Below are 26,694 nucleotides of genomic sequence, written 5' to 3'. Positions count from 1 at the left end.
CTGCCAGATAAGCGAAATTATGTCCAGCGCAACGCTCAAACTAATCGCAAATCGCAAGCGTTTACGCGGCTTGCCAGCCTACTCTGAAGGCGAACTTCTCATAACTGGGGTCTTTGCATAACGCTGCTTATGGAAATCTTTCCATAAGCGGCGTTAAGAGTCAGTCACGAGTACCCGCTATGGGGCAGTCCAATTAACCAATTTCTATTGTCGGGCTTCTGCCTGTCATGGCAGATTTCTTCGTGACCACGGTGTTTCGCCATGGGGTAAGGCGGCATTGGTTCAAACCGGTGCATCGAGATCACTAAGCTGGCCTTGGCCAACGATAATCCTGATGCGTGCACCTTGCGCTCTAGAATGAAGCTTACCCATGACTGACTCTGACGATTCAACCGCCAATTCGGAGAAGCTTGTCTTGGCGCTCAAGGATGAACTCGTCTCGATCGGCATTCCCCCGCGCCCAACCATTCTGCAAAGCATTGAGCGGGAGATGCGTAAGGATGAGCCAGATTTTTCGACACTCGAAATCGTCATCAGTCTCGATGTCGGGGTCGCAGCAAGTTTGCTGAAAATCGCAAACTCTTCATTTTTTGGAATTTCATCCACCCACGTCAACACCATCAAAGATGCGCTTCAAATTCTGGGGCTCAAAGTTGTCGGTACGGCCATTGCGGGCCTGTCACTGAGAAAAGCGTTTGCTAATGTCCCCAATCTGGAGCGATTCTGGGATGGTTCTGCCTGTATCGCACAAATATCAGCTTGGCTGACTTTGCAGGTTCCCTGTTCAGACAGAACGGTCAGGCCAGCGGAGGCCTACACGCTTGGTTTGTTCAGGGATGCGGGTATCCCAGTGTTGATGTCAAATTTCTCGGATTACATAGATACCTTGAAGATTGCCAACTCCGACGCGGTTCAACCCTTTACAGCCATCGAGGACCTTGAGTTCGGTGTTAATCACGCGTTCATTGGCGCTAAGTTAGCGAAGGAATGGGCGTTGTCGTCAGAGTATGGGTATGCCATTGAGTTCCATCATGACAGGTCCATGATTGAAGGGGTCGGACCGACCGCAATTCCCGATGTTTCAAGATACTTTATTGCAATATCTCAGTTGGCTGAGCTTTTTCATCAGCGTGCGACACACCAGAGCCATACCCTTGAATGGGATAAGTTGGGCTCGGCTTGTTTGGATGTGCTTCACATCACGCAAGAGCGCCAAACGGAACTGTATGAGCAGATGCTGGCTGAAAAAGTGCCCCTGCGTCCAGCGTTTTGATGACCATGCATTGAGTTGGGCTACCCTCCAACGTCAGCTATCTGATGCCAAATTCTTCAACCAGTCAAATGTTCGACACCTGGGTTTGCGTGTGGGGGTATCATTAAGTCCGGTAGGAAAACATATGAAGCAGTCAACATACCCTATCTCTGCAATTTGAACCCAGCACCGATATGGGTTGCTTCATCAAAATTCAATGAATCCCTCTAAAACCGAAAAAATAGACATCATTGCACGTATGAAGAAGCTGAAGTCCAGTCTGCTGATATTTGGCATTCTGAGCATTCACCTCAGCGTAGTAGCAGCAGGCAATATCAAGATCGCCGTCGATGCCGAGTTTGGCATTCCGTTAAGCACCTCGGCACAAGCCGTTCGCAATGGCGCACAAGTTGCTGTCAACGAGATCAATGCCGCAGGTGGCCTTCTCGGTCGCAAGCTCGAAATCATTGAGCGCGATAACCGGGCGGTTCCAGCCAGGTCTTTGAATAATCTGCGGGAACTGGCGGCCGACCCGGATGTGGTTGCTGTCTTGTGTGCAAGGTACAGTCCGGTCGTTGTCGAACTTTTGCCTGAAATTCACCGACTCAAGATGGTGGTCCTCGACCCATGGGCGGCAGCCAACGCCATCACGGACAACGATTACTCTCCCAACTTCGTGTTTCGCCTGTCCCTGAGGGATTCGTGGGCTTTGCCGGTCATGATGCGCCATGCCCTCAAATCAGGCGCACGCAAAGTCGGGCTCATGCTCCCCAACACTGAGTGGGGTCGCAGCAGCCTCAAGTCTGCTGAAATCACCGCCACTAAAGACACCCACCAGGAAATAGTTGACATCCAGTGGTACAACTGGGGCGACCCCAGCATGATTGAACGCTATCAGGCCATGCGCAAGGCAGGTGCCGAGTCTGTGATCTTTGTTGCCAATGACCGCGAGGCTGTCATTCTGGTCAAAGAAATGGCCAAACTGCCCAAGGAACAGCGCTTGCCCCTCGTCGCACACTGGGGCCTGACCGGAGGCCAGTTCTTTGAACAAACCGGTGCAGCCCTGAGCGCCGTAGACTTATCGGTAGTGCAAACTTACACCTTTATTGGCAAAACCGACCCGGTCGCCAAACGCGTTCTTATGGGGTTGAAGTCAGTGACTGGCAACGATGATCCCCGAAAAGTGGTGTCGCAGGTGGGCGTGGCTCATGCCTATGATCTGGTGCAATTGCTTGCCAGGGCCATCAAGCAAGCCAAGAGCACCGATCGACTACTTGTTCGCAGTGCGTTGGAGAAACTCGGACCGTATCAGGGCCTTCTCGGACAAATCGACAAACCGTTTACATCCAAACGCCATGATGCGTTGACCATCAGCGATGTCTACATGGCGCGTTATGCGGATGACGGTGCGATCGAGCCAGTTGGCAGAACCAATCGCTGAATCGATTCCGTGAACATGCCATGGACCCGTGACGCCCTTCGGCGTTGGAGCCAATATAGTCTGGCCAATGCCTTTGCACTGCGCTCCGCGCTGATTGCCATTGGCAGTAGCATGGTGGTGGCAGCCATTTTCCTTACCGTTGTATTTTGGACAGAAGAGTCCACACTACACACGCATTTGCAAGAAAAATCCAATCGCCTGGCGGAGCGGGTCGAACGCACTATTGATGTCGTCGAAAGTGCCGTCTCTGATCTTGCAACCAGTGCCATGTTCATGACGGCCTTGCTAGATTCCCCGGGCCGTAACACTTACGTTGCACCATTTTTAGAAAACTATAAGTTTCCGATTGCAGCGTCAAGTGGGTTGGCGTTGTGTGACATCAATGGTGCGCGCTTGGCCGGTACGCGATCCTCCCTGTCGAAATGTCATGCGAACTCGCCACTGTTCAAACAAGTGATTGCACAAGGTCAGTTACTTAGGGAATTGACACGACTGAGTAACGGCCACCTTGGATGGGTGATATATCACGCGGTCGTGTTTCCCTATACCGGGACAGTTGAAGGTGTCGTTGTCACCGAACTTGATTTGGTCGACATCTTGGCCAGCGTGCCGAAGGATCTTGATCTGCAGGGTGTCGAGTTGGTGCGTTCGGGCACGTTAGAAAGTATGGTTGGCGTAGGCGTGACCATGTCGGCAAATTCTTCGCTGGAATCAGAACGGACTTTGCTATTCAAAGGGAAACCAGGTGCCACGCCTTTTTCAATTGATGTTGTCGCCACGGATGACATCACGCCTTTTAAGAACGGGCTATTGCCACTCGTCCTTAGTTTCATTTTGAGTGTCTTGCTGTTAGTGTTGGCCGTTGTGTATTGGGCACGCCGCACTTCCCGCCATGCGATCAAGCCACTTACTGAATTGACCGAGGTCGCCCAGAAAATTGCAGCTTCTGGCGACTTGACTATCAAAGTTCCACACTTTGAGGCCAATGAGGTCGGGCAATTGGCCAGTGCGTTCTCGGTCATGGTCGATACGATTCGGTTGTCAGAGGCGTCACTTGAAAGCAAGGTCGCTGAACGCACTGCGGCCTTGGTCAAATCGGAGGCTGCTGCCGAAGCAGCCAACCTGGCCAAATCCCAGTTTCTTGCCACCATGTCGCATGAAATTCGCACTCCAATGAACGGCATTCTGGGTATGGCGCAATTGCTGTTGACGCCGAAGCTCACGGTCACCAATCAGCATGACTACGCACGCACCATATTGAACTCTGGACAGACCTTACTGAGCCTGCTCAATGACATTCTTGATTTGTCCAAAATTGAAGCCGGAAAATTTCAACTCGAGAGTGTGGCGGTGGAGCCAGAACAACTGGTCCACGAAATTCATTCACTGTTTGAAGGTTCTGCCAAAGCGAAAAACTTGCGGCTTGAGGGTAAATGGTCAGGGCCGGATGGCCAGCGCTACATGACTGATTCCCACCGCTTGCGCCAGATGATCTCCAATTTGGTGGGTAACGCCATCAAGTTCACCGAGCGGGGTCATATCCATATTGATGGCACCGAGATCGAACGCGATGACAAATCAGCTCTGTTGGAGTTTTCAGTGACAGACACCGGGATCGGCATACCCGCAGACAAACTTGACTTGTTGTTTAAGCCGTTTTCTCAAACCGACAGTTCCATGACACGTCAATTCGGCGGCTCCGGACTCGGTTTATCGATTGTGAATAGCTTGGCCAAACTGGTAGGCGGTGATGTAGGTGTTCAGAGCGAAGCGGGCAAAGGCTCGCGCTTCTGGTTTCGCATTCGTGCTGATCTCGTTGCCAACGGCGCAAACAGCCGAATGGGCGAACGTTCGCTTGAAGCGGTCTCGCGAACGGAGGTGTCAGACACCGCGTTATCTGGACACGTACTGGTGGTTGAAGACAACCCGGTGAACTGCATGGTGATTGAGGCACTGCTGGATCAGCTTGGGGTGCGTGTGACTCTGGTAAATGACGGTCAACAGGCCGTTGACGCCGTTACCCAAGGTGAATCACCGGATGCGATTCTGATGGACCTGCACATGCCGGTGATGGATGGTTATACCGCCACCGAACAGATACGCCATTGGGAAGTTGAAAACCTGAGGCACCGACTGCCGATCATTGCCCTGACGGCTGACGCCTTCGAGGAGGATCGTCAGCACTGCATGGTGGTGGGCATGGATGACTTCCTGACCAAACCGATTGCCCTGGATGCCCTGAAGCTGACACTTGCCAAGTGGCTGCCCAACACCGCTCAGGCGAAGACAACAAGCAGTGTGCCGCTAAAGCCAGTTGACATTGATGCGTTTATCGCCCTGGTCAGCGAACTGACACCTTTGCTGCAAGAAAACCAATTCGCCGCCTTCGATCGCTTCAATGAGCTTCAGAATCTTGTAACTGGCACCCACTTGGCCGAAGCGGTTGAAGCCCTGGCACCCATGCTGCAAGAAATGCGTTTCGACCAGGTGCTGACGCGCCTGCGCCTCATCTCCACTGATTACGTCACCATTGCCAGTGAAATCCCGTCATGACAGCCCGGCGAGCGCGAATTCTTGTCATTGATGACACACCAGCCAATCTGATGACGCTGTGCTCGGTGCTCAAGGACGAGTTCGAGTTGCAATTTGCCACTTCAGGTCCGAGTGGCATCGCGTTGGCCTTGCGAAATCCGCCTAATCTGATACTGCTGGATGTGATGATGCCAGAGGTTGATGGTTTTGAAACCTTCAGCCGACTTGCGGCACAACCTACTCTGCAGGACATTCCTGTGATATTTGTGACTGCGTTGAATGATGAGGATTCCGAAGTGACTGGCCTGTCGCTTGGTGCCGCCGACTACATCACCAAGCCCATCAATGTGACCATCGCGCGCCACCGTATTCGTAATCTGGTGGAACGTGAGCGCTTGCGTAAAGAAGTCGGGGTGCAGCGAGATCTGCTGCAAGGAGAAATAGCCCGACGCGTGAAGTCCGAGGAGCGGGTGCGCCATCTCGCCTTGCACGACACACTCACTGGGCTACCCAACCGCCGTATGTTGGGAGACCGCCTAAATCAAACGATGGCCGCAAGTAAACGCAGTGGGTTATATGGTGCGCTGATGTTTTTGGATCTTGATAACTTCAAGCCCCTCAACGATGCCCAGGGCCACGAAGTAGGCGACTTGCTGTTGATCGAGGTGGCCCATCGCTTAACCGACTGTGTACGTGAAATGGATACAGTGGTTCGATTTGGGGGCGATGAGTTTGTGGTGATGCTCAGGGAGTTGGATGCCGACAAAACCATGTCAACTGAACAGGCCACAGCCGTGGCGGAGAAGATCCGCCTCAGGCTTGCGAAACCCTATCAATTGACAGTATCGTTACCAGGACGAATCGAGCACATCGTGGAGCACTATTGCAGTGCCAGCATTGGTGTGGTCGTGTTTAACAACCACGAAGAGTCTCAGGCCGACATCTTGAAATGGGCTGATGCGGCGATGTACCAGGCCAAAGGAGCCGGGCGCAATGTGGTTCGGGTTCATTAAGTGACCATGGCGACGGGGGCAACCTTGTCAAAATACTAGCCACATTTACAAAAAATCAGGGAATAAAAAATGAATTTCGACACTGTAAAAGTCCTTGTGATTGACGATGATCCAATAATGATCTCTTATGTGGTCAACTTGCTGCAGCGCATTGGCGTTGGTCAGGTGATACAAGCCAAAGACGGATCAACAGGATTGGCCATTGCTGCCAGCGACAAGCCCGACGTCATCCTTTCTGATATTCACATGACACCCATGGATGGACTTGAGTTTGTCAGGAACCTACGCAAACACCCGGTGACCGACCTGCGTAGAACCCCAGTTCTGATCATGAGTGCAGACAGCAGCACTGACAAGCTCAATGAAGCGCTGCCCTTGGGCATCGCCGGGTACATCGTCAAGCCACCGGCGATTTCGGCTTTGCAGGTGAAACTGGAACAAGCGTTGAAGTTTCGATATGTTCGATAGATCCATGCACTTAAGCGTGTCGCAGCAAGGCACTTTATTGCCGAGGGTCAATTGAGCCAAGGATCGACGCGTTGGGCATCCAAACCGAAATACACAAAAATACTGACAAACCGGCTGCCGACTCTCTCTTGTTGATGACTGGTATAGGGCGACAAATTCAACAAGTCTATTGACCGGAGTGGGTCTTTATGCAGAGATGTACATAGAGGCTGTTATGCACAGTTCCCAGTTATGGGCAATTGCCGTTTGAAGTGAGTTGCCTGTCATTGGCAAATTCATACCAATGCAAGGTTTCTTTCTCTACATAATTTCATCGGTCAGCATTTGACTAAGCCTCGGAACGGCGAGCCAATGATGAGCGTGGTTTTACGTGTTCTGAGCACTATTTGATACTCGCCTCCATTGGGCGGGGGTGACTTTGACACAAATGCGTGGCATGTACGCACTACAGCGGAAACGCACGACTAGAAAATTTTGAGGTGTAAGAATCAGCAGAATTATGGTGAGTTGCAACTTCCAGACATCCGAAGAAAGTCAACATCCATGCGGCTTCCACGCGAAATGCCAAATCAAACTGTTCATAACTGGGAACTGTGCATAAGGGTCTTGAAGAGTCAGTCGCCCTCCCTAGATAACACAGACTGTGCCGCTGCCTTCAGTAACATCCATACGCCCATCGCCGCTGTCAGCACAAACAGCCCGATCCAGAGCCACACCTGCCAAGCAAGCCAATCCACGCGATGCAACTGAAGATCGACGATTACAAGCGCAAGAATCGGCAACAGTCCCCAAGCAAGTTGCGTGAAACCCAACGTGAACCAGTCGATACGGGTTACCGAGCGCAGCAGAGAGAGCGCGCCGACCGCCGGTGTCAGGAAGGTGACGCTGTAAAGTTGTGCATGGAAGGCATCAAGCTTCCAGGGCCAGAGACGGGCGGATGGTTCAGGTGCTATCAGAAGTGCAAGCCCGTAACCACCGAGCACAATTGTCTGAGCGAGCAGAACGACACGTGACCGGGAGCTGGGCGAACTGCCCGCTGCCGCAATGCTGCGATACCACCAGAGGTGCGCACCAGCGTTCAGGCAAACGCCGATATAGAGGACAAACCAAACCCAGACTTCCACCTTGGCTGGATCGAAGCGATCCCAGTGAAGGAAAGAACAGGCTGTCACCACCAATGTAAAGACGAAGATCATCGTCGTCACGGTCCGGGCTGGTGCCCATTTTCCGAACCAGGACTGCAGGAATGCCGCCAGCAAAGCGGCTGTGTATAGCGCCCCAAGGAAACGCAGATTAAATGGTGCCAACGTCCACGGCCAAATACCAATCACAAGTGGATGGGCAATCAACAGCCCGCCACCGGCGACCACAAGCACGGCAACTTCCAGCCAGGTTACAGCGCTGAGTAAGGGCGAAATCCGCGGATTGCTGGAAGATGGACGGATCATGGAGATCTCAGCGTTGGACCTTCAAGTTGATGACATGAAAAATGCACCAAAGAATATTTTCAATGTCCACCATTGGTGACTGATATGCACTGGAGCAACAGGTCGGAAAGTCGACCTGAAAATTATTATGGCATTACTTTTCACGCCATGCGCCCATTTTGACAACGCAGAAATGCCCTTCGGCTCACAGATGGCCACTCAAAGTGCTCCGCTTTTGGCCAATCAAACTGCTTTGCTAGCGGATGTAAAAAGGGCGTAAATCTGGCGGAGATTGAAGCTGTCTGCGCGCAAAAGCTAAGGGGCTTAGCGTTTTTTGAGGTTCTGACTTACTGCATCGACATAGACTTGACCAGCCTCACCAAGTCGCCAAGTATCAATGTCCGTAAATTCAAGTCGGCAACCTGTGCATTGATACGTTCCCGACATCGTCATGGCACCAAGTTCATCACGTTTGATGACTGGTTTGTAGCTCGTCGCACCACATTGGTGGCATCTGTTAATTGACTTCATTCTCCAAGGATACCCTCTCTGACGCTGGGCAAACGCGGGCGCATTGCCAATACCCCAAAGCCAATTGCGCACATGCTGATTCGTCGAGCTTCACAAACATCCCACGTGACCGGACCTGGTGTTCAAATCATGGTGCGGGAGCATAATTCACACGAACACCAAGCAGTGTCAGATAGTGACCCGAAACAACCTCCACACGGCTGATCAATATGAACGCATCCGACCGTTACCTGCACAACTCCGACGCACTGCCAGTGATGCCCGAAACGGCTGTCCAGCTCATGCGTACTCTGGAGCGCGATGACACTTCAATGACCAACGTGGCGGCGCTGATTGAGCGTGATCCCAGCCTGGCTGTCAAGGTCCTGCGGGTAGCCAACTCAGCCGGCGTTGGGGCACAGCGTGAAGTGGCGAACCTACGCGATGCAGCCAACCTCATTGGCATGCGACGCCTACGCGATTTGTCGATGGCTGCCTGTGTGGCCAACATTTTTCCTACGGACGGCAATTTTGACCGCGAACGCTTCTGGCGACACGGGCTTGCTACCGCCGGCCATGCCAAGGTGCTGGCTGGCTTGTGCAACATCGACCCCGATACCGCCTACCTTGCCGGCTTGGTGATGCGTATTGGCCGGGTGCTGATGCTGATGGTGGAGCCGGAAATTGTGGCCCGCTGTGACGAACTGAATGACAGTCCCGACAGTCTGATTGGCCATGAGATTGAGTGGCTGGGTTGCAGTCATCTGGAAGTGAGCGCGGCACTTGCCAAGCACTGGAACTTCCCCAAGGAAATCGTGGATGCACTGGTGGCTGCCCGTGATCCGATGAGCGCCCTTCCATTTTCTGTCCTGGGCGCAGTGCTGCGCCTTGCCAGCACTTTGGCTGACGCCGGTGACCTGAAACTCGCTGAGGTCGACACTCTGGTTGCCATCCACCCTGAGTTAATCGCCCGCATGGAACTGTCCGCCGATGATTTAGTTGCATATCTGAAGCCCTGGGACAGCCTTACGCTGGGGGTCGATCAACTGTTGTCCTGAACGGTTCGGACGAGCGCTGCCAGCGCGTTGGATCTGACCAGACTCACCATTAACTGCAGTGATCTTCGCGGGTGAAACCAAACGCATAGACTGGTTTGAGAATTTTGGCTGTCAAATTTTTAGCGGGTGAAATTGGTCAAAAATCGGTATGCGCCTATTTGAATTGCCTGCCCTCCCCTGATCTCAACCGAAGCCATCATTTCCATGCACATTCAAATGACCACCCCGACTGGCGATGAACTCAAAGCGGCGAGGGTCAAGGCAGGCTTGAGCCAGGTCGAAGCTGCGATTTTGATGGGCTACCCCGTGCAGTCAGGCAGTCGGGGAGGACAGCAATCCCGCACTTGGCAAGCACTTGAGAGTTCCAGTGATCCGCGAAATATGCCAGGCCCCATCTTTGCAATGTTCCAACTGCTTACAGACAGTCACCCGATCTACTCGCTGATCAAGAAAAATGCCTGCGCTGAGTTGGATGTTGATGAAATCGGTTGACGCAGTACACCAACCCAAGTGGACGGTGGTTGCCGCTTAAACTTGTCGCGGCCACTGTCGACGGTGATTGGAAATTCTTCAATTTGTTGTCTCTCGTAGCCAATGGCGCGCATCCTCAGTCAGTCAAATTAGCGGACCACCATTCGCATGGGCCTCATTGACCTTTTCCCGCAACTCTTTTCCTGGCTTGAAACGGGCTACACGCCGTTCTGGCACGGCAACGCTATCACCCTTTTCGTGGATTTCGCCCCATGCGCGGTGCTTGTTGCTTGACGGAGAAAGCGCCAAACCCACGAATCTCAATGCGGTGTCCACGCGCAATTGCAGCGCCCATCGCCTCCAGAAGTGTGGTCACGGCCATGGAGGCATCACTTTGGGAGAGTTGCTCAAACCGAGCTGCCATTTCTGTAACAAGATCAGAGCGATTCATTGGGGTCTAGTGGGTCAGTGGGTTGTGGATGAGATTCGTATTCAAGTATCACCGCTGGGCAGTTCGCAGTGGATAAAGTCAGAGACTTGATCTTTTGGCCCAACAAACCGCTCCAGTGAATGTGTTCACACAAGGCATTTCACTGAAGGGGTGTTTTTCATATTCATCTCCAGTCAGAGCAGACCATTCTGTCGATTTAAGACGCGCTGCCTGCCTCGGCGGACAAAGCATCATCCACAGCAACAACCGGCTCAGCGGCTTGTACGCTTTGGGTGTCTCTTTCTTACTTGAGCGGTGTCAACTGGAACAACTTGGACCCATCACGCATCCCAGCTTCAATGAGGTCACCTTTCTTGACCGCCGAGTAAGCCCAGGCCTTGGCACGGGTAACGATGACATTTTTCGCTGAGTCATCTAATTTGAGTTTCTTCAGTGCCACATCTGCCAACTGAGCGACCGTGACCTTTTTACGTCCAAGGCATTTAAACCAAAGCACTGCACCTGTTGCCGGTAACTTAACCGGCACAGCCACTGGCTCTGGCACAACAACCTTTGCTTTTGTCACCTTGGGTTTTTCCGCTTTGACCTTGACAGTCAATTTGGATTTGGCTTTCTTCTTCGCTTGCACTTCAGCATTCACAACGTTCAGGTCTTCAACGGGTTGCGCTTGGGAAGATATTGTGAATGTCAGAGTAGTTGTCGCAGCATCAACGGTGATGAGAGGCTTAAGACCTTCGAGCGCCTGCTCCAAGTTTGTCAAGTGCTGGCGAGTGCGTTCAATCTCTTGGGCAATGTGGTTGGCCGCTTCGAACAATGTTTGCATGAAGTATGTTTCCTTCTTGAGTTATGCCGCACGACGTCCGGCTTTGTAAATAGAAAATGATAGTCGAATGTTGACATTCTTATTGTTAGCTACACCGCACACGATGTTGCAAACTAAGGATTGCCCAGCTACCGCTCTACTGGCCACCGTAACAGCTTCGGGCAAGATTGCCGAAGTTGAAGCCACATGCAGCAAGACATACATTTCTCAAACATGGCGCCCCGAAAAGGACAATATTTCCTGCCTCAACATCGATAGCAAATTTGCGCGAAAATGGAGCAACCTTAGACAAGCCAAGTGACTGCACAGTCAGTCTCTCAAGCCAAGTGTCACAGCAAATGCGACCATGCTCGCACTCGCAAAACTGGACTCCAACCGGGTTCAGCCATCAGCACATTGATCAACCGCTAACCACACACGGTGTTCTCACATCTCGTTGTGTCTGGCCTATGCATTTTGCAAACATGACACATGGACGTCACAAGCCAAAGGTACGCTCACGAACAGAAAAGACAAAATATCAGGAGAACTTCATATGTCTGCAACCACTTACCGAGTCGAAAGCTCACACCCCATCGTGGGGCCACTTTGGCCAAGCTTCAAAGCATCCAAATTCCATACCTTTGTTGACCGTGCCTTCGCAGTGGTGATGGCTGCAAAAAGTATGACGTCCCCTTCAGGTCATGAAATCAGGGTGGTCCACGTCCCCACTGGAGAGGTTGTATTTCGCAAAACTACAGCGTGAATTTTGGCACCATGGGATTTAGTCGTAGCGATTGCTGGATTGACGTCACCACCCCAGGAGCTCAGTGAGTCTGCGAACAATCCAATCGGCCTCAGCCTCAGTCACAACTGCGCCCTCACCTTTCAAGCCGAGTCGGCACCGCTCAATGACTTCGCGCTCGCTGACCAAGCTGAAAACCATGTTGCCTGCAGATGTTGTCAGCATATTCGCGAGGTCTTCACACAGCTCATACCTTGCAGCAACCTCATCCCTTGGCGCATTCGTTTTGGTGCGAACGGGATCAACAAACAGTGCCATGAAAGACTGCGGGATTTCGACTTGGTACTCTTCATACATGCAATTGAACTCCAGTTATGGCACCTTACAGGGTAACTCTTTCAGCCGCTTTATCTGCTCTGGCCACAAGGCAATCATTCAAATAGCCCAACGCTCGACGCCGCGCTGTAAGGCCGTGACTTCGACAGCCTCCCTGAAGCGTGAAAACAACCCACTCGTGCGTGACCTGATCACCTGAGTGGGAAACCCCAGCAGATGGCTGGCCTGGCGGTCAAACATATATGGCAACGCAGATCGCAACACGTCCCAATCCTCCAAGATGGCATGTTTTCTGTCAGCCAAGAGCTTAACGCCTGTGGCAAGACAGCAACTTTCCGTGTGAAGTTGAGTGAACGCCTGCTTTGGAGTGATTTCTACAGCCGGATCGCAGCGTATCCGGTCACAGAGATTTGCGATCTACTTTCTCCTAAGTGGCCATTGCAATCTAGGGATCGACAGGCAGCTATGTGGCGAACCTTTCGTCAAAGTGAACTCTGGACTCAACCATGAACAATCGTTCAACTCAGGCCTCTTGGTGATTGGAGTCAGAGGTACCAAAATCCTCACCCTAATGCAGTCCAATGACCACGGCTTGTGCATCACCCGTTGTGGTCATCAACAGCGTAATGCCCGTGTTGTCTGCCGATTTGACTGCGATACCACTCAGTTGCGTCACCGTTGGGCAACTCTCAGTGATGACTGCGTCCACCACGGCCTTGGCTTCTGGGCGCAAGCTTACCTGGCCGGTGTAAGTGCAACCCGTGGTGCGGGTGCCGGTAATTACACCAGAGTTGCTAATTGTCCAATTCACAGTGCCCGGCCCCAGGGTGGCGCTCCAGCTGCCAGCAAAGCTCGCTACAGTGATTGGCGTGTCATAGCGACTCTGGTACGCCAGGCTGTAAGACTCAGTTTGCGCTGTGCTGCTGATAGAGCCGCTCAAGCTGCTCTTGGCCACTGCCGTGGCCGTCAGTATGATGGCCTCGACCGTGTTAGCGCCCAGCACAAACGCTTTGCCGGTGCCAGTAAAGCCCGTACCACTCGCGGCCAAACTGGCTTTGACCAGCCGCGTCGCGCCCGCGGTAGTGAACACGCTCCAGACTTGTCCGTTGTCCGTGACCACGGTTGAGGTGACGGTTTCCGCACCTGCTCCACTTTGCCAGAGTCCTTGGGCAGTGATACCCGTCAGGGTGATTGGGGGTACTGGATCGGGCAAGGGGGCTGGCGTACTACTGTCACCACCCGGCGGGACTGGATCGACGAATGGGGTCGGTGAACCACCACCGCCTCCACACGCTAGTAAAAAGCTGCAGGCCAAGGCAGCAGCCGCTGTTTTATAAATAGTTGTTGGGTTCATCATGGGTAAAACGTCAGGGTGTTGGTTGATTAATCAGGCTTAAAACCAGAAATAAGTGCCTGCTGCCAGCTCAGGCGCGTAGCCGACCAGACTCAAAGGTATGAAGCCCGCAGCACCAGGGTCGGTGATCGTGCCGTTGACAGTGTGGTCGGCATCAAACTCACCGCCATCTGTGAGCTTGAAGTCCAGCCGCGTTTTTCCACCCTCGGGCACGATCTGGCCGCCATAGACTGCACTGGCCAGATTGACCCAGGTGCCTGCTGCACTTTCTTTCCAGTAACCGTTAGTACCCAGCGCGGGGTCCACATATAGACTAAAGGTCTCGGTGATACCTGCGCCCAGAGTGCCGCTCAATCCCACGATGGCGTCAAATGAGATCAAGCCCAGCGGCATCTTGATGGCTGCGGGCAGATTGACTGGGGCGTCGAGCTGCTTCACATTGCTCAAAGTGGCTGTGTTGGCGTCCATCGTGTCGATCTTGCCGTCTTTGGCATCGGCCACCAAGCTCATATACACCGGCGCGGCATTGCCGGGGCTAGTTTGTGCGGTGGCGGTATTGAGAAAGGACACGGAGGTCACGTTCGACTGCAAAGAATCAGCCACACCATCGCCATTGCCGTCACCCATCTTGTTGCCAGTGAGCGCTGGCGCATGGTCCTCGACATTCTGCGTGCTGCCATCGGAGTCATTCATGACCACCGGACCGCTGCCGGAGATACGTACGATCACACCATCAGGCAGGTTGCTGATGTTGACGGTGCCAGACCCCAGGTTGTCGATGGTGACCACCTGGCCGGCCTTCATGCCCGACAGATCAACCATTTGAGCACCCGTGCCCGTGACGTTCAAGGTTGTGTCGCCCTGAATGCCGCTGGTGGTTACCGTGCCGGTGCCGGTGTTGTTGAGTGTGACCGTGGCGCCGGGGTGGTTGACGGTTGTATCGCCACTGCCCGTGGTATTTACCGTGCTGCCTGTGCTTGGGTTGGGTACGGTGGTGGTACCGGTGCCGTTGTTATTGACGGTGGTGTTGCCGTTTGCGTCGGTGGTGACGCTGCTACCACCAGTGGGTGTCGGTGTCGGTGTCGGTGTCGGTGTACCGCCACCACCTGAATTGATACCGGCCGTGATGTTGCTTGCCGTCGTCGCCGTCAGTGTGGCTGCATCGTTGCCTGCGGCATCCTGTAACGCCAACGTGTCGTTATTGGCCGTAGGGTCGTTGTAGGCCACCGTGACGGCTTGCCCGTTGGTGATGGCTGAAGCCAGGGTCAGGGTCGCAGTCTTGGCAGTGCTGTTGACCACCACGCTGTTGACCACCACGGCGCTGCCAGCCACTTGCACGGAAAAGGTGCTGCCTGCAGGTGCGTTAGTGGCATCAAGGTTGCTGGCATCGGTGTACGTGATCGTGAGTGTGCTGGCGTTGACTGTGGCGAAGCCGAAGACGGGGCCTGCGGTATCGCCCGGTGCCGGGCCGGACTCGTTGACGATATTGACCACATTCACCGCCAGGGCTGACTCGGTGTAAGCGCCTTCCTTGTTGCTGGCTCGCACCACCACGTTGTAGACGTTGTTAACGCCAGAGTCGGTCGGTGTTTCGTAGTCTGGTGCCGCTACAAAGCTCAGCGTGCCCGTAGTCGCATCGATCGTGAATTTGGCAGAGTCGGCATTGGTGCCGCCCACGATCGTGCTGACGCTGAAGATGATGGGTAGTTTGGGTGCCGTGTCCGACGCCGCCATTACCGTCACCAGGCTGGTGTTTTCTGATACATAAAAGCCGTTGCCGCTCAGGAACGATGGGCCACCCACCGGGATATTCACCTGCACTTGCGACGCCAGCGAGGTCGCGCCCTGGTCGTCAGACAGCGTGATGCGAATGCCGCGCGAGTTGACCGCAGGTGCCACATCGGTGTTGTTGAACTGGATGGCGTGGATCAACGCCTCGACGGCGGCCTTGTCGGCGCTGCTGTTAAGCGTGACCTCCAGGTCAGCCGCGCTGGTTCCGCCGGTGTAGCTGCCGATCACCGTTGTACCAAGGCGAACGTTTGCGCCAGACAGGTTGATCTCACCGCTGGCCGTGCCCACGTTTTTGATGCTCAACACATCGTGCACCGCATCGCCATTGAAGAACAGGCTCACGCGCAGTACCCCTCCGGTGAAGACGGTCGAGTCCGGGTCGGAGACGGTGGCGTTACTGCCCACATCAATCAGCATGGCAGCGCTCAGTGGCGGGTAGGTCAACACATCGCCATCGAGCCCGACCAATACCGGCGCGTCGTTAACAGCAGTGCGGGTAACTGCAATCGTTGCGGCGCTGGACGAACCATAACCATCACTGACGGTGATCTGAAAGCTGTCATCTTTCTCGTTGCCATCGTGCTGGTAGCGCACTTTGCCACTGGTCAGGTCGGCCTGCAAGAAAGTGCTGTTGAGCGCCAGCGTGGTGTCGCCCGCATCGTTCACCGCATTGCCGTTGTTGTCGATGTAGAGCAGGCCAGCCGACTGGGCGCTGGTAATTTTGTAGCTGAAGCTGCTGCTGGACGAATCCGCATCCGTGGCCGCCAGGTGCGTGGTGTTCAGGGTAAACGCGCCGCCCTCCAACATGGCCTGGGTCTGCGCGCCGGTGCCGGTTTGCAGGCTTGGGGTGTCGTTGACCGCACTCACGGTCACGTTGCTGCTCACCGTCAGTGAGGCTGTGTTCAGGTTGGGCAAAGTGCTGCTACCACTGTCAACCAACTGCGTGATACTGACAGAACGAACACCCATGGTGGGGTTGGTGCTGGTGTTCTCGTAGGTCAGGCCAGTGACCAGGGTTTGCACCTCTGTCGCGGTCAAACCGGTGTGGGTTAGCGTGATCGTGACTGTTGAGCCTGAGACCGATGCGCTGTAGCCCAAGTTGACGCTGTGGAGCGTGCCAGCGTTGCCGGTGGTGGTGGCGGTGCTCAAACCCAGGGCTGTGCCGTTGATGCTGAGTTTTTCAAGCGCACCGTCGCTCACATTGCTGACCCGAATGGTCAGGCTGGACAAGGTTTGTGCTGTGCCCAGCGTGTCGCCTGTGCTTGCTGTGGCGGCGCTGAACAGTGCTTTGGCGCTGTTGCCTTCGGCAAAGGCTGGGTTGCTTGCCGTAGCGGTCAGCGTAGGTGCATCGTTGATCGGCGTGATGCGCATCACAAATGGCATGGCGGTGGTGGTCGCCGTGCCATCACTCACAGTAAAGCTGAGCTGGTCGCTGGCGGTTTCGCTGCTGTCGTGGCGGTATTTGATGCTGCCATTGATCAACTCCAGCTGCGTGAAGCTGCCATTCAGGGCGATTGCTTCTGTGCCATCGACCAATCCATTGCCGTTGCTGTCGCGGAACAAGGTGCCATGCGTGGGCAAAGCCACCAGTTTGAAGACCAGACTGCCCGCAGACTGCTGCACGTCGGTGGCGGCCAGTTGGGTGGCGGTCAGGGTAAAAGTGTTGCCCTCATCGACCGTCAGCCCGGCGTTGGTGCTGACCACTGGTGCGGTGTTGGTGACCGTGCCTACCGGCACAGTGCTGTGGACACCCGGAACAGGCACCGTGGTTTGCTCGTGCGGCTCGGCGGCGCTTTCTTTGACCACATCATTCACCGTCACATCCCGTGCACCGGGTGTGGGTGGATTGGACTTGTTGGTGTAGCTGATGCCGTCAATGATGGCATTGGCCTCGCTCTGGCTGAAGTTTGGCACCAGGGCAGGCGTGCCCAGCACCAGTGTGGCATTGCCATTGCTGTCAAGGGTCACCGTGTAGGTATAGCCCTTGGCATCGGTGGTCACGCCTGCCACCAACGGGATAGCCTGGCCGTTGATGTTGACGATTTCATTAACGCCGTCTTTCACACCCGACACACCAATCGTCAGGCTGTCTATGGTGTCATCGTTGGCAATGGTCGGTGCAACCGGCAAGTTGGCAGCCGGAAGGGTAAACACATCGATGCTAGGGGTGCCCACCACGGTCACCGGACCGGTGATGGCTGGGCTGGGTGCCACATGGCTGGTTGTGCCTGCCGGGCTGCCCACGCCAGTTTCTTCCTTCACGTCGGTCAGCGTCACGTTGCGTGGGCCACCGGTTGCAGGCGTTGCGCTGTTGTTGTAAATCGCGTCCTTAACAACGGTGTCCGCTTGGACTTGGGTGTAATTGATGGCATCAGCATTTGGCGCATCCGGCGTGTCAATCAGCACCGTGGCTGTGCCAGCGGCATCGACCGTGACGGTCACCGTGAACTTCACGCCACTGGTACCGGTGTACAGCGTACCCGCCTCTGTGGCTACCAGCGGGATCACCTTGCCATCGACTGTTAACGATTCGTGGGCACCGTCTTTGACACCGCTCACGGTGAAGGTCAGGGCATCTACCGTGCTGCCGCTGGTCACGGGCAGTGTGGCGGGAGACAAGGGCGTGCTGGCGGGTACGGGGGCGTACGTGACGGGGCCTGTGTCTGTGGGCACGTCGTGCGTCAGCGTGGGCGTGGTAATGGGCGTCGGTGTAGTCGACGGAATCGGGGTGCCGCCACCCCCTGGCGTTTGAGCCTCCACCACACTCACCAGCGACACCACGCGGTTGCCTGCTGTCGCCGGATTGCTGTTGTTGCTGTAGGTGGCAGCGTCGAGCAACGCTTCGGATTGCACTTCGGTCCAGCCAGCGGGGTTGGTCACCGCCAGGGTGAAATTGCCGCTGCTGGCCGGGCTTTCTGCCACGGTGTAGTTCACGCCGCTCACCGTGGTAATACCCACCGCCATTGGTACCTCATGGCCGTTAATCTTGATGAATTCGTTGCTACCGTTCTTGACGCCGGTCACCGTGAAATTCAGCGTGGTGATGAGGTCATTGGGTGTGGTGGGTGCGTGTACTGCTGCTTGTGCCTCAGTCAGCGTCCACAAGTCGGTGGACGATGCCAGCGTCACGACGGTGCTGATGGCTACCGGTGTGGTTGGGCCTGTCGTCCCGTCTGCTAGCCAGTCCGTTACCTCGCCCAGCGATGCGCCGCGCACACCGGCGGTGGCTGGCACCTGGGTGTTGGTATAGCGGGCTCCGTTGACGATGGCGCTGGCATCAGCGCTGTTCCAGCCGAGGTTGGTGGTATCGGTCACCGTGATGCTAAAACTGCCTCCGGAGTTGTTGACCACGGTGTAGGTGATGTCGCCTACCGTCATCGTTCCGGCTTCCATTGGAATAGCCTGCCCATTGAGCGTCAGAATTTCCTTGTTGCTATCCGCCACACCGGTCAAGGTAAAGCCCATGCTCTTGATGGTATTGCCCGGCCCTGGCGTAACAACCACGCCACTGAACAGCGGGTCGCTGCCGTCGGTGCTGTTGGCGCCGCTGCTGCCACCGCCAGTGGCACCCGGTGTCGTCGTGCCTGCCGCAGTGATGCTCAGGTTGAAGGTGGCCGCCGTCAGTGTGGTGGTGGCGTCTTTGACAGTGAAGGTGAAGCTGTCTGGGTTGTTGTCAGCTCCGTCATGGCGGTATTTGATCTTGCCCGCTGCCACGTCGGCCTGGGTAAAGGTACGGCCTGCGCTCAGGGCTTCGCTGCCTTCGATGGTGCCGCTGCCATTGGCATCCAGAAACAGCGTGCCTTTGGTGGCGGCGGTTCCCACGGTATAGACGATGGCGCTGGCGGGCGAAGTGTCGCTATCGGTGGCACTGAGTTGCGCCGTGCTGAGCACCGTCAGTGCGCCGTTGATCAGTGTGGCACCGGTGTTGGTCGCCAGCACCGGTGGCGTGTCGTTGCCAGTGACATGGATGGTGGAGGTGATGTTCAGGGCGGTGGTGTCCACCCCCGTGCTGGTGCCGCCACTGTCCTGCACCGAGACCAGCATTGCCACGCGGTCGGTGCTGGTGGGCGCGGTGCTGGTGTTGCTGTAGGCCAGGTTGTCGATCAGCGTTTGCGCCTGGGCAGCCGTCATACCGGCGTGTGTCAGGGTAATGGTGACGGTGCTGCCGCTCAGGGTAATGGAATAACTCACACCGGTCAGCATGCCGCCGGTCACGGCTGTTGTGCCAATGGCCTGCAGTGCAAAGGCCGCGCCACCATCAACAACCAGCATTTCTGCTGCGCCATCAGCCAGCCCGCTGACCGTGAGCACCAGTTGCTTGATGGTCTGCGTGCTCTCAACCGCACTGACGGCGCTGGCGCTGAAAAGTTTGACGGACGTGCCGGGGAACTCCACAAACGTCGGGCTGAGACCAGTGGCGCTCAAAGTGGGCGCATCGTTCACGGCCGTAATGGTCAGGGCCAGCGTGCCGGTGGGCGCCGTCACGCCGTTTTCCATGCCGTCTTGCACCTTGAACGCGAAGCTATCGCTGGCGTAGTCGGTCACGCTGCCCGCCGCTGTGTCAGTCTGCTGGTACTTGACCAGACCAGCCGCAATATCGGCCTGGGTAAAGCTGGTCATCACGCCCGTGGCGGCCACTGCTGCCAGGGTCTCGCCCGTGTCGATCAGCCCGTTGCCGTTGCCATCGCGAAACAGCACACCCTTGGTCGGCGCGGTGGTCACGACAAAGTTCAAGGTTGATTGGGTGTCGTCCACATCGGTGGCGTTGATGTCGGTGGTGGTCAGCGTAACCAATCCACCTTCAAGAACGGTGGCAGCCAGATCAGGCGTGCCGCCGCCCGGAATCACTGGCGCATCGTTCACCGGGACGATGTTGATCGTGGTCTTGGCCCCCACTCCGCTGTTGTTAATGTCCACCACGGACACGTTCACTTCACGGTTGGCGACGTTGGGGTTTTGTGAACTGTTCACATACTGCACAGCGCGCAGCCCCAACTGCATGTTTTCAGCAGATACGCCGCTGTTGACCGCACCATACGTGCTGCCGCTGTACCCACCCACCGAGTTGGTGGCTACCAGTGTGACCGTGTGGCTGTCGTTGCTCTGCACCGTGATGCCGCGGTTGGTCAGGAAGGTGACCAGATCGGTACCGATAAACAACTTTTCAGCACTGCCGTCCGGCACCGGGCTGAGCGCCAGTGTGACGGTCTTGATATTGACGGCCTGGTTGTCCAGGCTGGCGGTGGAAACCGCGACCGCTACACCTGGAGTGTCTTCGGTGAAGGTGGCTGTGTGGTCGCGCCCGGTGGCCGAGCCGTTCAGATCGGCGACGGTGGTCCAGGGGGTTTGCACTGTGGCCGTTGCCGGTGTCGATGCCAACCTGGCGCCGCTGGCTTCGCCCACCGTCAGAGCGCCGTCGGTCACCGTGACCGTGACCGTGCGGTCACCGGTGGCGGCGTTCGGGTTGGCGTTGATGTAATACACCGACTTGATCGCGCTCTGGTAATCGGCCCAGGTGCCCTTGCCGGTCAGCGTCAGTGACGGGGTGCCATTACCTGCGATGGTGATGGCGCCCTGGCTGCCTGCGTATGTGGTGACATCGGTGCCTAATGCGCCACCGCTCTTGAACGACAGGGTCTCGAACGTGGAACCAAACAAGTTGTCCACTGCGCCATGGGTGATGGACACCGTGGTGCCCGAGATGTAGTCGGGCCCGGTGGCCAGTTTGTCCACATCGGCAATGGTAATGTCGGTATCCACCACAGCCACGGCTTCGCCACGCGGGCGGAAGGTGGTGGTGAAACTGGTTCCTGCGGCTGTGGAGTCGTTTCCGTCCAGGTCCAGCGTGGGGTTGTCGTTGACGTGCGTAACCGTGATAGAGGCCACATCACCCGCACTGGAGAATGCCGACGTGCCGCCACGCGTGCTCACGTCCACCTTGCTGCCGGCGCCGCCAGAAGACCCGTCCCAGACGTAGTAGCTGAATGTGGCCGTGGTGCCATTAAGCGTGTCGGGCAGGAAGCGGATGCTGTCCGCGCTGCTCAGAAGCAGTGCGGAGGATGCGGACACCAAACCAACATCGGTCCAGTTCCCCCCCCCTGTTTTGTACTGCCATTTGCCGCCATCGGCAGGGCCGTCATTGGTCAGTCCGTAGATGGCCACCCCACCATCCCACGCCTCGTTGGGGTTGCCGCCGGTGATGCCCTGCGTGACAAAGTCGACGTCGGTGATAACGCTGCGGAGGTTGTCAGTTGGGTTGGTTTCATCGACCGCGCGCACCAGCGTGCTGATCAGGTTGCCGGTGTTGGCGGTGGCGTTCTCATCAATAGTGACCAACACCGGCGCGCTGGTACCGGCGTTTTGCAATACGGGCGCGTCGTTGACAGCAGTCACCGTGGTGCCCAGCGTGACGGCAGTCTGTGCAACCGAGCCGGTGGCCGAGTAATCGGCCGTGGTGTAGGTGGAGCGGGTCGTACCCGAGGTGTAGGTGTACGCCGTGCCGCTGTTGTCGATGGCCAGCACCGACAGGCCGCCGGGGGTTCCGTTCCAGTTGGTGTCTGTGGGCACAAAGCGCAGCATCGAGGTGACTGCGCTGGAGAGTAGCAAGGCCGTGGTGGTGGAAACGGTGCCGATAGCAAACCATGTAGTGCCGGTGTCGGTGGAGTATTGCCAGACACCATCGGCAGAGATACTGGCATCGGCGGTGATGGCTATACCGGCGAAGGTATTACTGTCAACATCGGAAAACTTGGCGCTGAGCAACGCGGTCACTGTCGCGCCCGCTGGGGCGGTGGCACCCTCGTTGACGGCGGCGAGCGTGGCACCGGCCGTAAAGGTGGGCGCATCTGCGACGGCGTTGACCGTGATGGTGGCGGTATTTGTACTGTTAGCGTACGAATCAGTCACCGTAAAAGTAAAGGTGGTGGTGCCGTAGAAGTTGGCATTTGGCGTAAAGCTGAACGCACCGGTTGCCGTATTGGTGATGGAAGCCGTGCCGTTAGCGGATGGGGTGGTGACGGCGTAGCTGATGTTGTTGTCAGCGTCTGTCGCAGACAAGGTTCCCGTGATGGTCGTGTCTTCGTTACCGGAGGCGCCGCTGGCGTTGGCGACGGGAGGGTAGTTGTAATATGTGCCACTCCAGGTCGTCCAGCCAATCTCAGTGTCATACTGCGTAATGCTCCATGACTCTCCAGCATGACCTGTGTAATATGGTATTAACCACTGTATTTGCTCAGCGTCGGCATTGTAAGAAACTACAGAGTAACCGACAACATTGCTCGTTGAATCAAGTCCAGCAATCCCAGGCGTGCCACCCTCCCAGTCGGCTATCACATAATATCCTGCAGGGTAAATGAGGTTACCGAAAAATGGAGTGGTGAAAGGAGCGTACCACGCCAACGTACCGCTGTAATTAGCAACCGCAATGGCAGTTGCCTCAATGGCCCCGGTCTGCGCCTCCAACACCCAATCGCCGCCTTTATTCGCCGCCCCGGTCAGGTTGGTGGAGGCCGCCACATCGGCTCCGCTCAAGGTAGCCAGTTGCTGGATGAACGCCGCGCCCTGCACGCCCTCGCCCACATTGCAGCCATACAGCAGGATGTCGCCGGTGGCAGTGAGCGCACGGCCAAGCGTGGCAATGTCGGCGGCGCGCTCTGTGAGTGTTTGTGTGGTCACGCTGGTGCTGCCCAGGTCAATCAGCCCCGATGCGCCGTGGCCGATGAGGTGAATCGCGTCCAGTCCGCTGCGCCCGTCCAGCGCGGTCAGCATCTGGCTCAAGCCGTCTTGCGTCGGGTCCAGCAGCACCACCTCGGCCCCCTGCGGCACGCCCGCCAGCATTGTGGCCAGGTCGGCCAGGTCGCTGTTGACGAAATAAACCGCGTTGAGTTGATGAATGGCAAGCTGGCTGATGGCGGTATCGGTAGAAGACATGCGAGAACTCCGGCAGGAAGATATTTGAAGTTCGCGATGCTAGTGACGAACACCCAAAACATCACGCATCAAAAATCACGCGCAGCGCACGTTTATTCACCGAGATTCACATTCCTGCGTTTATTGCCTTGGGCGCCGCCGTTTTTTGCCACACAGGCCGGAAAATCGACGAAAATTTATGATAAATCAGCCTCTAGCCCCCGTCCTACTTTCGTAAGCAGCTATTTAGTTAATAGCAATTTATTGAGGCCACATCAGGCATTAAAGACGTAACCCACGCCCCGCACCGACTGCAGGGGCAGGCTGCCCAGCCCGGCTTGCTCGGTGCGTTTGCGCAGGCGGCTGATAACGGCGTCAAGCCGGTGCGGGTCGTAGTCGTCAACGTCTTGCGCGAAGGCGGCGATGAGCTTTTCGCGTTCGACCATTTGGCCGGAGGCCGCCACCATGATTTTGAGAAAACGCCGCTCGGCTTCGCTGACGCTTAACTCGTCACCCTGCGGGTTACGCAAAGCCCAGTCACCGGGGCTGAGCGTCCAGCGTGCAGCCTGGGTTGCCGTTTGAATTTCGACGGCGTCGGGCGGGGCGACCAGCAGGGGTTCCGCTTTGGAGCGCAGGCGGCGATTGACCGCGTGCAGGGTGGCGGCGAGTTCCCTCACGTCAACCGGTTTGACCATGTAGGCATCCGCCCCCAGATTAAGGCCGTGCAGGCGGTCGTCAAGCGTGGCACGGGCGGTGAGAAAAACGATACCCAAACTGGGATTGCTGCGCAGGTGTTGGGCAATAGAGAAGCCGTCCTCGCCCGGCAGACCCACATCAATGACGACCAGGTCGCAGTCCTTCACGGCCAAGTCTCGGTAGAGTCCGACTGCATCGCCAAAGCCGCTGACTTCCAGGCCCAACGCGGTCAGACCAAAGACGATTTCCTCGCGCAGATCAGCGGTGTCTTCAACCAGAAAAACGCGCAATTTATCGGGGACGGTGGGGGTCATTTCAATAGCCCAATTAAATGAGCCAAGTCTATCGGCGCTGGGGTCATCGGTCACGTACGCTGATTGACGTTTATTCACCATTTCTCACCTATTTTTCACATTGCGTTATGCAAAATAAACACGCAGATGCGCGTGATAATTGCGTTTTAACAACGATGCATCCATTTTTTTTCATGTTGAAAATCCTGCTTGCACTGTTGATCGCGGCTTTTTTCTGGCCCGCCCAGGCGCTGACGCTGTCGCCGCAAATGGGGCTGCATGAGCCGGCCAGTTTGGTGGGGCATTTGACGGCTTTGGTTGATGCGAGTGGGACATTGCGGATTGAAGATGTTGTGGCGTCGGCCAAAGCCACTGAGTTTTCGGCGCTGCCTGGTTTTCTCGGTGCCGGTTACACCGCCGATACTTACTGGCTGCGCTTTACCCTTCAACGGACACCCGAGTCTCCCGCAGCTTGGTTCATCGAAGTTTCACCACCCTACCTCGATGAGGTGACGCTGTTTGTGCCACGCGATGGTGGCGGGTTCCATGCAACGCACCTGGGTGATTTGCAGCCTTACACAGAGCGACCCGTACCTCATCGCAACTTCGTTTTTCCGCTTGTCCTACAGGATGTTCAACCCGTCACGCTCTACCTGCGCGTGAAAACCACTAGCACGATGCTGGTGCGTGTACAGGCCTGGCAGTACGCAGGCTTGCTGGCGGACTCGCAAGTAGATACCAGCCTGTGCAGCATTTATTTCGGGATTTTGGTGCTGGGCTTATTGTCCAATTTAATATTTTGGTTTTGGCTTCGCGAAAGCCTTTACTTGGATTACTGCGGCTATCTGGCCATGATGGCGATGTCGGGGCTGGCAACGGGTGGGTTCGCTTCACAATGGCTGTTTCCGCACTCACCGCTGGTGGCTGACCGCCTGGTCGGCGTCTGCATCAGTCTCGTTTTCTTGTTTGGAGCGAAGTTCTTTATCGGGGTGCTACGCCTGCGCGAGCACTTTCCAAAACTCAACCGGTTCTTTGATGCCATCTTCATTTTTTACGTTTTATGTGCGCTGGCCGCCATGTCGGGCAATTATGGGCTGATTGCGCCCTGGCTCATGCGGCTGGCGTTTGTCGTCACTGCTGGCGTCGCCCTGGCGGGCCCTTGGTTGCTGTGGCGTGGGCACCGTGAATACCTGTTTTATACCTTGGCTTTTACCGCCAACTTCGCTGTAACCCCAATCATCATCGCGAAGCTCATGGGGTGGATTACGATCAATCTTTCCACTGATTACATCGGGATGCTGGGCGCTTTCATCCACATCGTCCTACTCAACGTTGCAGTTGTAGACCGGATGCGTTTATCTGAGCGAAAAATGCTTGCTGCTGTCAAACTGACGGCAGAACTGGCGGCCGAACGAGATGCGGCGCAACAGCAACGACAGTTCGTGGCCATGGTGTCGCATGAATTCCGCACGCCGCTGGCGGTGATTGATGCGACCGCTCAGTCGGTAGAAATCGCCTGTTCGCAGGCGGCAACGGCGTCGTATGAATTCATTGCCCCAAGGCAGGAGAAAATTCGCCGTGCGGTGCGCCGCATGGTGTCGCTGCTGGATAACTTCCTGACCAGCGAACGGCTTGATTTTCACCAAACCAAGGCCCAGGGTCAGACCATGGATCTGCGTGACCTGGCACTGGAGGCCGCAAAAAACTGGTCCCACTTGTTGCATGCCCCCGGTCAGTTGCAGCTTGAGTTGGGAGAAGCGGCCATGCCGGTGTTTGCCGAGCGTTCAATGATGTCATTGGCACTGTCCAATTTGATCGACAACGCCATTAAATATTCGCCACTGGGTAGTCCCATTACGCTACGCGTTGGCCAGTCCCATGAGACCGGATGGATTGAGGTCGAGGATCATGGCGTCGGTGTCTCGGCGAATGAGATCGGGCTGATCTTTGACAAGTTCTACCGCAGCGGCGATGCCCAGATCGTGCCGGGCGCTGGCCTGGGCCTGTACCTGGTGCGCACCATCGCCCGCAGCCAGGGCTGCGAGATTGACGTCGAAAGCAAACCAGGCAAGGGCTCAAGGTTTCGCATTCGGTTTGCGCTGGTGACGTAGTTTCTGTCTTTTACTGTTGCCTTCTGTCAAATAAC

The 26,694-nt window shown here is 56.0% G+C and carries 16 protein-coding genes and 1 pseudogene; 9 read left to right on the top strand and 8 right to left on the bottom strand.

The genetic code is table 11. The annotated features are described in order from the left end of the window. Positions 1–370 precede the first annotated feature (370 nt). From PHQ58_RS19745 to PHQ58_RS19725, 5 genes are all read left to right on the top strand, one after another. Positions 371–1,273: an HDOD domain-containing protein gene (locus tag PHQ58_RS19745; RefSeq protein ID WP_300114634.1), complete on the top strand. Its 903-nt coding sequence runs from the start codon at positions 371–373 to the stop codon at positions 1,271–1,273. Positions 1,274–1,469: 196 nt separating this feature from the next. After that, the gene (locus PHQ58_RS19740) at positions 1,470–2,693 is read left to right on the top strand and encodes an ABC transporter substrate-binding protein (RefSeq protein ID WP_300114631.1); all 1,224 of its coding nucleotides are present in this window, start codon (positions 1,470–1,472) and stop codon (positions 2,691–2,693) included. 111 nt (positions 2,694–2,804) lie between these two features. After that, positions 2,805–5,246 (top strand): ATP-binding protein, encoded by a 2,442-nt coding sequence (locus tag PHQ58_RS19735; RefSeq protein WP_300114628.1) that lies wholly within the window; start codon positions 2,805–2,807, stop codon positions 5,244–5,246. After that, positions 5,243–6,238, top strand: a complete 996-nt coding sequence (locus PHQ58_RS19730) for a diguanylate cyclase (RefSeq protein WP_300114625.1) — start codon at positions 5,243–5,245, stop codon at positions 6,236–6,238. The genes PHQ58_RS19735 and PHQ58_RS19730 overlap by 4 nt, the downstream gene beginning before the upstream one ends. Before the next feature lie 69 nt (positions 6,239–6,307). Then, positions 6,308–6,706, top strand: coding sequence for a response regulator (locus PHQ58_RS19725; protein WP_300114623.1), 399 nt, complete (start codon positions 6,308–6,310; stop codon positions 6,704–6,706). A 614-nt stretch (positions 6,707–7,320) separates the two neighbouring features. On the opposite strand, the gene PHQ58_RS19720 is transcribed toward PHQ58_RS19725, so the two are convergent. Then, a complete protein-coding gene (locus PHQ58_RS19720; RefSeq protein WP_300114620.1) occupies positions 7,321–8,154 on the bottom strand; it encodes a hypothetical protein in 834 nt (277 codons plus the stop codon). A 719-nt stretch (positions 8,155–8,873) separates the two neighbouring features. On the opposite strand from PHQ58_RS19720, the gene PHQ58_RS19715 reads away from it, so the two are divergent. Next, the gene (locus PHQ58_RS19715) at positions 8,874–9,701 is read left to right on the top strand and encodes an HDOD domain-containing protein (protein ID WP_300114618.1); all 828 of its coding nucleotides are present in this window, start codon (positions 8,874–8,876) and stop codon (positions 9,699–9,701) included. A gap of 216 nt (positions 9,702–9,917) precedes the next feature. Further along, the gene (locus PHQ58_RS19710) at positions 9,918–10,193 is read left to right on the top strand and encodes an XRE family transcriptional regulator (RefSeq protein ID WP_300114615.1); all 276 of its coding nucleotides are present in this window, start codon (positions 9,918–9,920) and stop codon (positions 10,191–10,193) included. Between the two features lie 123 nt (positions 10,194–10,316). On the opposite strand, the pseudogene PHQ58_RS19705 reads toward PHQ58_RS19710, so the two are convergent. Next, positions 10,317–10,623, bottom strand: a pseudogene (locus PHQ58_RS19705) (integration host factor subunit beta). Positions 10,624–10,906: 283 nt separating this feature from the next. Further along, positions 10,907–11,446, bottom strand: a complete 540-nt coding sequence (locus tag PHQ58_RS19700) for a hypothetical protein (RefSeq protein WP_300114612.1) — start codon at positions 11,444–11,446, stop codon at positions 10,907–10,909. A 67-nt stretch (positions 11,447–11,513) separates the two neighbouring features. Between PHQ58_RS19700 and PHQ58_RS19695 the strand changes: the two genes are divergently transcribed. Then, positions 11,514–11,747 carry a hypothetical protein gene (locus PHQ58_RS19695; protein WP_300114610.1) on the top strand — a complete coding sequence of 78 codons (234 nt, stop codon included), beginning with the start codon at positions 11,514–11,516 and terminating at the stop codon, positions 11,745–11,747. A gap of 489 nt (positions 11,748–12,236) precedes the next feature. Here the strand turns inward: PHQ58_RS19695 and PHQ58_RS19690 are convergent, their stop codons facing one another. The 5 genes from PHQ58_RS19690 to PHQ58_RS19670 all read right to left on the bottom strand — a co-directional run bounded on the left by PHQ58_RS19690 (position 12,237) and on the right by PHQ58_RS19670 (position 24,569). Further along, complete coding sequence (locus PHQ58_RS19690) at positions 12,237–12,527, bottom strand: ATPase with chaperone activity (RefSeq protein ID WP_300114608.1); 291 nt, start codon at positions 12,525–12,527, stop codon at positions 12,237–12,239. A gap of 78 nt (positions 12,528–12,605) precedes the next feature. Further along, positions 12,606–12,809 (bottom strand): hypothetical protein, encoded by a 204-nt coding sequence (locus PHQ58_RS19685; RefSeq protein WP_300114606.1) that lies wholly within the window; start codon positions 12,807–12,809, stop codon positions 12,606–12,608. 265 nt (positions 12,810–13,074) lie between these two features. Continuing rightward, positions 13,075–13,863 (bottom strand): hypothetical protein, encoded by a 789-nt coding sequence (locus PHQ58_RS19680; RefSeq protein WP_300114605.1) that lies wholly within the window; start codon positions 13,861–13,863, stop codon positions 13,075–13,077. A gap of 36 nt (positions 13,864–13,899) precedes the next feature. After that, complete coding sequence (locus PHQ58_RS19675) at positions 13,900–23,580, bottom strand: cadherin-like domain-containing protein (protein WP_300114603.1); 9,681 nt, start codon at positions 23,578–23,580, stop codon at positions 13,900–13,902. A gap of 254 nt (positions 23,581–23,834) precedes the next feature. Beyond that, a complete protein-coding gene (locus tag PHQ58_RS19670; RefSeq protein WP_300114601.1) occupies positions 23,835–24,569 on the bottom strand; it encodes a response regulator transcription factor in 735 nt (244 codons plus the stop codon). Positions 24,570–24,742: 173 nt separating this feature from the next. On the opposite strand from PHQ58_RS19670, the gene PHQ58_RS19665 reads away from it, so the two are divergent. Further along, positions 24,743–26,659 carry a sensor histidine kinase gene (locus PHQ58_RS19665; RefSeq protein WP_300114599.1) on the top strand — a complete coding sequence of 639 codons (1,917 nt, stop codon included), beginning with the start codon at positions 24,743–24,745 and terminating at the stop codon, positions 26,657–26,659. Positions 26,660–26,694: the final 35 nt, after the last annotated feature.

The sequence above is a fragment of the Rhodoferax sp. genome, assembly GCF_028688795.1.
In the GTDB taxonomy this organism is placed as follows: Bacteria; Pseudomonadota; Gammaproteobacteria; order Burkholderiales; family Burkholderiaceae_C; genus Rhodoferax.
Note: the sequence above shows the minus strand (reverse complement) of the source record. Positions and strands in the feature narration are given on the sequence as shown.